This window comes from Bacilli bacterium, assembly GCA_036381315.1.
In the GTDB taxonomy this organism is placed as follows: Bacteria; Bacillota; Bacilli; order Paenibacillales; family KCTC-25726; genus DASVDB01.
Genome location: DASVDB010000043.1, coordinates 1 through 6,043, shown reverse-complemented (window position 1 = coordinate 6,043; position 6,043 = coordinate 1). Strand labels below are relative to the sequence as shown.

At 51.6% G+C, this 6,043-nt stretch carries 9 protein-coding genes; all 9 read right to left on the bottom strand.

Going from position 1 to position 6,043, the window contains the following annotated elements; genetic code table 11:
* Positions 1 to 4 precede the first annotated feature (4 nt).
* Positions 5 to 289 (bottom strand): septation regulator SpoVG, encoded by a 285-nt coding sequence (gene spoVG / locus VF260_03215; protein ID HEX7056194.1) that lies wholly within the window; start codon positions 287 to 289, stop codon positions 5 to 7.
* A 121-nt stretch (positions 290 to 410) separates the two neighbouring features.
* Positions 411 to 794, bottom strand: coding sequence for a RidA family protein (locus tag VF260_03210; GenBank protein ID HEX7056193.1), 384 nt, complete (start codon positions 792 to 794; stop codon positions 411 to 413).
* Between the two features lie 43 nt (positions 795 to 837).
* Positions 838 to 1,665 (bottom strand): pur operon repressor, encoded by an 828-nt coding sequence (gene purR / locus VF260_03205; GenBank protein HEX7056192.1) that lies wholly within the window; start codon positions 1,663 to 1,665, stop codon positions 838 to 840.
* Positions 1,666 to 1,788: 123 nt separating this feature from the next.
* Positions 1,789 to 2,643 (bottom strand): 4-(cytidine 5'-diphospho)-2-C-methyl-D-erythritol kinase, encoded by an 855-nt coding sequence (gene ispE / locus VF260_03200; protein ID HEX7056191.1) that lies wholly within the window; start codon positions 2,641 to 2,643, stop codon positions 1,789 to 1,791.
* Between the two features lie 145 nt (positions 2,644 to 2,788).
* A complete protein-coding gene (locus VF260_03195; protein HEX7056190.1) occupies positions 2,789 to 2,992 on the bottom strand; it encodes a small, acid-soluble spore protein, alpha/beta type in 204 nt (67 codons plus the stop codon).
* A gap of 99 nt (positions 2,993 to 3,091) precedes the next feature.
* Positions 3,092 to 3,367, bottom strand: a complete 276-nt coding sequence (locus VF260_03190; protein HEX7056189.1) for a Veg family protein — start codon at positions 3,365 to 3,367, stop codon at positions 3,092 to 3,094.
* 185 nt (positions 3,368 to 3,552) lie between these two features.
* Entirely contained in the window at positions 3,553 to 4,413 is an 861-nt protein-coding gene (gene yabG, locus VF260_03185; protein HEX7056188.1) for a sporulation peptidase YabG, read from the bottom strand.
* 70 nt (positions 4,414 to 4,483) lie between these two features.
* Positions 4,484 to 5,362 (bottom strand): 16S rRNA (adenine(1518)-N(6)/adenine(1519)-N(6))-dimethyltransferase RsmA, encoded by an 879-nt coding sequence (rsmA, locus tag VF260_03180; protein HEX7056187.1) that lies wholly within the window; start codon positions 5,360 to 5,362, stop codon positions 4,484 to 4,486.
* Entirely contained in the window at positions 5,352 to 5,906 is a 555-nt protein-coding gene (gene rnmV / locus VF260_03175; protein HEX7056186.1) for a ribonuclease M5, read from the bottom strand. The genes rsmA and rnmV overlap by 11 nt, the downstream gene beginning before the upstream one ends.
* Positions 5,907 to 6,043: the final 137 nt, after the last annotated feature.

Genomic DNA, 6,043 nt, shown 5'->3' with positions numbered 1-6,043 from the left:
GTTATTATGCACCTTCTTCGACCACTTCATCTTCCGACGCCGCCCGGTCATATTCAGCCAAAACAGCCGTTTGAATTTTCTCGCGGGTCTCGGAGGAGATCGGATGCGCTATGTCGCGAAATTCACCATCCGGTGTTCTTTTGCTCGGCATAGCTACAAACATTCCATTGTTTCCGTCGATGACGCGAATGTCATGAACGACAAATTCGTTGTCAATGGTGATGGACGCAATGGCTTTCATTCTCCCCTCGGAGTTTACCCGGCGGAGTCTGACGTCTGTAATTTGCACTAGTAGGTCACCACCTTTTCCAAACAATCAGGGTAGGTGTTATATATTCCACAAATCTTACCAAAATCCTTCTTTTTTTTGCCAACAATTAAAATTTTTTATTCATTTGTCATAACCATCGTTATTTTCTTTTTACCGCGACCAATTCGATTTCCAGCAACGCGCCTTTCGGCAGCTTGGCCACCTGCACCGTCGATCGCGCCGGCTTATGCGCGCCAAAATAGGAAGCATAAATTTCATTGACCTCGCCAAATTGCGCCATGTCCTGCAAAAACACGGTTGCCTTGACCACATCGTTCAGGCTTGCGTCCGCCGCCGCCAGCACGGCCTGCAAATTGCGGAAAACCTGGTGGGTTTGCTCCTTGATGCCACCTTCCACCAAATTGCCGTTCACATCGAGCGGGATTTGCCCGGATGTGAAAATCAGATCGCCTGCCTGAATCGCTTGCGAATAAGGGCCGATCGCCGCCGGCGCACGGTTGGTAGAAATGGGTTTTAATGACATGGATATCGACTCCGTTTCATGTTTATTTTGATTGTTTTTATTTTTATCGTTGAAAAAAGTTGCCCGGGGTAACTTCAATGCGCGCCGATTTTAAATCGACTTCCGCAAGTTTGGCAAGGGATACGTAGTCTTCCACGAGATGCTCTTCGTGATCGACTTCCCCGGACTCGACAAATACGCCTACGCCCTGCACGGTGGCCCTGAATTCCCGCAGCATGTCCATCATGCCGCGGATGGTGCCGCCGGCGCGCATAAAATCATCGACGATCAAAACGCGCGACTCTTCCTTAAGCGCCCTTCTGGCGAGCGACATCGTCTGAATGCGTTTGCTGGAACCCGATACGTAATTGATGCTGACCACGGACCCTTCGGTCACTTTGGCGTCCCTGCGCACGATCACCACCGGGACATTCAAATAAGACGCAGTGGCATAAGCGATGGCAATGCCCTTTGTTTCTACGGTCATAATGCAGTCGATTTCCCGGTCGGCAAAAGCGGATGCGAACATCCGTCCGATCGTTTTCATTACGGAAGGCAAGCCCAGTATGTCGGACATATATAAATAGCCGCCGGGCAAAATCCGCTCCGGCTGCTGCAATTGCCGGCATATCGCTTGTATTTCCGCCAACGCCGCTTCGTCGGACACTTTCGGTATGTACTGCACTCCGCCGGCTGCGCCGGGCATCGTTTGCAAATAACCGATCCCTTCCGCGGCAAAAACCTCTTTGATGATGGCCAGGTCTTCGCTGATGGAGGATTTGGCGGAGTCGTATTTATCGGCAAATGTCGTCAGCGGGATTAATTGGTGAGGGCGCATCAGCAAAAATTGGGTCATTTCCACTAACCGGCCGCTTCGCTTCATCTTTTTCATTGCTTAACCCTCCCATGCTGCGGTCAAATTGCGCTATTTCCAAATTGGCTGAATAAAAAAACACGAACATTATACAAGTAATATAACATTTGCATACGGATTTATTCAATGATGCCGGCCGGTTCATACCAATAATCTGACCATGTACACATCCCGGCAAAAACCGCGCAGGCCGCGCATCATGCGTTTCGCTTTCGACTCCCGGTTCGCCAGCGCAAACACGGCGGGCCCGCTGCCCGACATGAGCGCCCCGTCGGCGCCCATTTGCAAAATCGTCCGCTTGATCTTGTTTACTTGCGGATATAAACGCAGCGTGACACTCTCCAAATGGTTGCCGAGGGAATGGCATAATTGATGAAAGTCCCTGGCGTAAACCGCTTGCACGACGCCTTTTGTAAAACGCGGCTGATCGCCTTCCCCGACGCGATATTGCTCATATATGTCCGCTGTCGATACGGTCAGCGGCGGCCTGGCCAATACAACCCAACAGGCGGGCGGCGACGGGAGCTTTTCCAGCGCCTCCCCTCTGCCTCTGGCCACCGCGGTGCCGCCGGTAACGCAATATGGCACATCCGAACCGAGCGTTGCCGAAAGTTCCGCCAATTGTGTGAGCGGAATATCAAGCTTCCACAATCTGTTCAGGCCGCGCAGCGTCGCCGCGGCGTCGCTGCTGCCCCCGGCAAGCCCGGCGGCAACCGGAATCCGTTTATCGATATGAATTTTCACGCCTTGTTTGATGTTGAACTCGCGCTTCATCAGGTCAGCCGCTTGATAGGCCAAATTCCGCTCGTCCAGGGGAATAAAGCCCGCCTGGCTGGAAACGACAATCCGATCTTCCGTAAGTTCCGCCAATTCGAGACGGTCAAACAAATCGATGCTGGCCATGACCATTTCCACTTCATGATAACCGTCTGCCCGTTTGCCCAAAATGTCGAGCGACAAATTAATCTTTGCCGGCGCTTTTTCATAAACGATCATAAGTCACCTTCAGTGGTAAATGTTAAGCTCTATCATAGCAAAAAACGGCAAAAAAAGCGAAAGCATGCAAAAGAAAAGATGGAACAGTCATTGCCCCATTCCATCCTTGTAACCCATTTGCAACCGTGCATATAGTGCGCATTGATTAATTCCGCCGATCGTTGCCGTTCGGTTTGGCGAGTGTCTCTTCGGCCATCTGGATTGCTTTCTTCACCATATTGCCCGCGTCCTTCGTGGTGATGCCGCCCCAACCGTTCCGACGAACGGTGTCGTAAAACCCGAGGTCTTTGGCCAATTCCGTTTTCAGTTCCTCCGACATGACGCTGCGGCCTCTGCCTCTGCGCCCCATTTCGCCCCCTCCTTTCCTCCTGTCATCCAGGTAGTATGCTTCGGTTGCAAAAAAATTAAAAGCGGCGAAGGAGCGCCTTCGCCGCTTGCAGCCAATCATTTATACGGGAGCATATGAAATGCGGACTTGTCCGTCATCATGACAAACGGTCACTTCAACCGATTCCGTCAATATGTCCGCATAGCTGTAAGAAACTCGTTTGAACGAATGTTGTTCCTGATCCAGCTTTACAATGAAAACAGAAGGGTAGGTTTCTTCCAGGATGCCGGTTCTTTCGATGGTTTTTCGTCTTCCACCGTTTGCTTTCAGCATGATTCTTCGCCCGACATGGGCATCTAAACTGCGTTTGATTTCAATAAGCGCATTTTTTGCCATCTTTCAACTACCACCTCTTTCCTTGTACATTATACCTGAAAAAGAGGGGGCGTGTCAAACTAAGCTAATTATTATAGCAGGCGACCAAACCCATTGTCAACGGCATTTGCTCGATTTCAAGCCGTTTTTTTGCAGCCGTTCCCTTGCATAATTCACAAAATGTTCAAATTTACCCCTTCCACGCATTACCATCTTGGCATGCCAATCCGGTAGCTGCCTTTTGACTCGATGCCCCCCAAACCTTGCATGCCGCTAATCGTATGGCTGATCACATCATAAATGTTGATGGTTTCTTTAATCGGCGTATAGGCAACTTTGGCGGCGATATAGACGGGATCGAGGGCATGAATGAGGATGCGTTTCGGGGAACTGGCAAAATTCGCGCCGGCTTGCAGCAATGCTTCAAAATGGGATTGGCACGCTCCCGCTATGACCGTGAGCAAATCGCGATTCCGTTCGTAGTGTCTGGCGATGCCGACCGCCTTGGCAAAATTGATGGAATTTTTATAGCTGTACAAATCATGCACTTGCCCTTCCTTGCGCCGCTTCAAAAGACCGTCATGCCCCGTAATCACCACGATATCGGGTTTCACTGCGGGCAGCAGGCGATACAGCGCCTCCGGCATGTTGGCTTCCTGCACAAAGTGCCCTTCGGCAGGAATCAACAGCTCGCTGTATACTTGCATGCTTTTGCGCAAATACGCGGGATCGCCGTCCAAATGAAGCACTTTGCCCGGAAGCTCGAAAAACGGCGGCTTCCCGGGCTGTTTGCCGGATATGTTCAGCGCATTTTCCTGCTTCTCCCGCTGCAAATTCCGGAACATTTCCATCCTTTTGGCCGTTTCCCGGGTTTTCATACGCGATTCGACCGTGCCGCGGTGGGCGCCTATATCTTCAATCCGTTGTATATCGGACAACGGCGCGTCGGCCAACAGGCGATATTCCACGCCTCTAAGCACTGCCAGACCGTTTTCAAACGATTGAATCCGAAACACAATATCGCCGCCGTATGATTTTCTAATGACCAGCTCTCCGCTTTTGAACATGGGCTTCGTTCCTCCCCTTCACCATCCTATGGGCTTTGCAGGCATTTGGTGATTGCGGGGTGGCGCGGCCTCATTTATGCAGGCGATTCCACAAAGCGTCGCTTAGGGCCGCAAATTCAGCTAGGCTTAGCGTCTCGCCCCGGCGGCTGGCGTCGATGTTGCAGCTCTTTAGCACTGTCAAAAGTTCATCGTGCGGCAGTTGATCCGCAAATTGCCGCAAATTGTTCCAAATCGTTTTTCTGCGCCTGGCAAAACTGGCCTGAACAACCGCGAACAAAAACGGCTCGGAGAGAACCCGCACAGGAGGGGTTTTGCGTCTGGTCAAACGAATAATCGCGGAATCCACGTTAGGGCGGGGAATAAATACGGTCCGCGGCACATTCGTGATCACTTTCGTCTCGGCAAAATATTGCACGGCAATGCTAAGGCTTCCGTAATCTTTCGTACCGGGCAAAGCCGCCATGCGGCCGGCCACTTCCTTTTGCACCATCACCACGATATGGGCTAGCGGCAGCTGCGACTCGAGAAGTTTCATGATAATCGGCGTTGTTACATAATAGGGAAGATTGGCCGTAACGCTTACTTCCGGCACATCGGCGAACCAATCCGCGAACAGGGAGGGAAAGTTTACTTCCAACGCGTCGCCATGCACGATGCGCACGTTGTCGCGATCCCTGAACATATCTTGCAAAATCGGGACTAATCTGCCGTCAATCTCAACGGCAGCCACTTTTTTCGCGGTTTGCGCCAAAACTTGCGTCAACGCGCCGATGCCGGGGCCGATTTCCAGCGCGCCTTTGGTTTCGTCCAATTCCGCCGCCGCCACGATTTTGTCCAAAAAATTGCGGTCGACCAAAAAGTTTTGTCCCAAGCTTTTCTTTGGCGCAAGCTGATGCTGTTCCAGAAGTTCCACAGTTTTCCTGGGAGATGCAATCCACTCATGTTTCACTGTCGCAGCCCGCTTTCAGTTGTTCCAATGCCGCAAAAAACTCTTCCCGGGTAATTTGCAACATCCGGCACCTTTTGTGAAATTGCTTGCCGTTGCCGTAGCCGATTCCGAGCAATTTTCCCATCATAAGCCGCCGTTTCGACGCATCGGGTCGGGAGATCAAACCGGCCGCCAGGAGATCGTCCCAGCCGATTTGCGCTTTACTGTCCGGCATTTCCGTTTTCACATTGGAAAGCGCCGCGCGAATCGCCTCGGCAGAAGCGTATTCAATTCCAAGATTGCGTTTTCCCCTCGCCTCTTCCTGCGACAAAAAAGCGTGCTTGATTCCCGGAACGCGTTCGGAGATCAATTTGCGGATTTTCTCGCCGGCATGATCCGGATCGGTGAACACAATCACGCCCCTGCGCTCCTGGGCCAGTCGAATGGTCGCGATGATCTCATCGTTGATGGCTGATCCGCCCGTTTCAATCGTTTCCGCCGCGATTGCTCTTTGCACGGCCGCCGTGTCGGATTTTCCTTCGACCACGATGATTTCTTTCATTATCATGGGTAAATGGCCCTCCAATATGCGTATGGGAAATTTGGCGTAAAATGAAAGGGCGTTATCCGCCCTGTTTGCAACTGTTAGTATTATACAAAAAGCGGGCCTGCATGAAAATGTTCAATCCGGCCCGCCGTATG

Coding starts and splice junctions, on each gene's coding strand:
- VF260_03210 (HEX7056193.1), bottom strand. CDS start 794: ATGTCATTAAAACCCATTTCTACCAACCGTGCGCCGGCGGCGATCGGC.
- VF260_03195 (HEX7056190.1), bottom strand. CDS start 2,992: ATGGGGCGCAGAGGCAGAGGCCGCAGCGTCATGTCGGAGGAACTGAAA.
- ispE (HEX7056191.1), bottom strand. CDS start 2,643: ATGATCGTTTATGAAAAAGCGCCGGCAAAGATTAATTTGTCGCTCGAC.
- yabG (HEX7056188.1), bottom strand. CDS start 4,413: ATGTTCAAAAGCGGAGAGCTGGTCATTAGAAAATCATACGGCGGCGAT.
- purR (HEX7056192.1), bottom strand. CDS start 1,665: ATGAAAAAGATGAAGCGAAGCGGCCGGTTAGTGGAAATGACCCAATTT.
- VF260_03190 (HEX7056189.1), bottom strand. CDS start 3,367: ATGGCAAAAAATGCGCTTATTGAAATCAAACGCAGTTTAGATGCCCAT.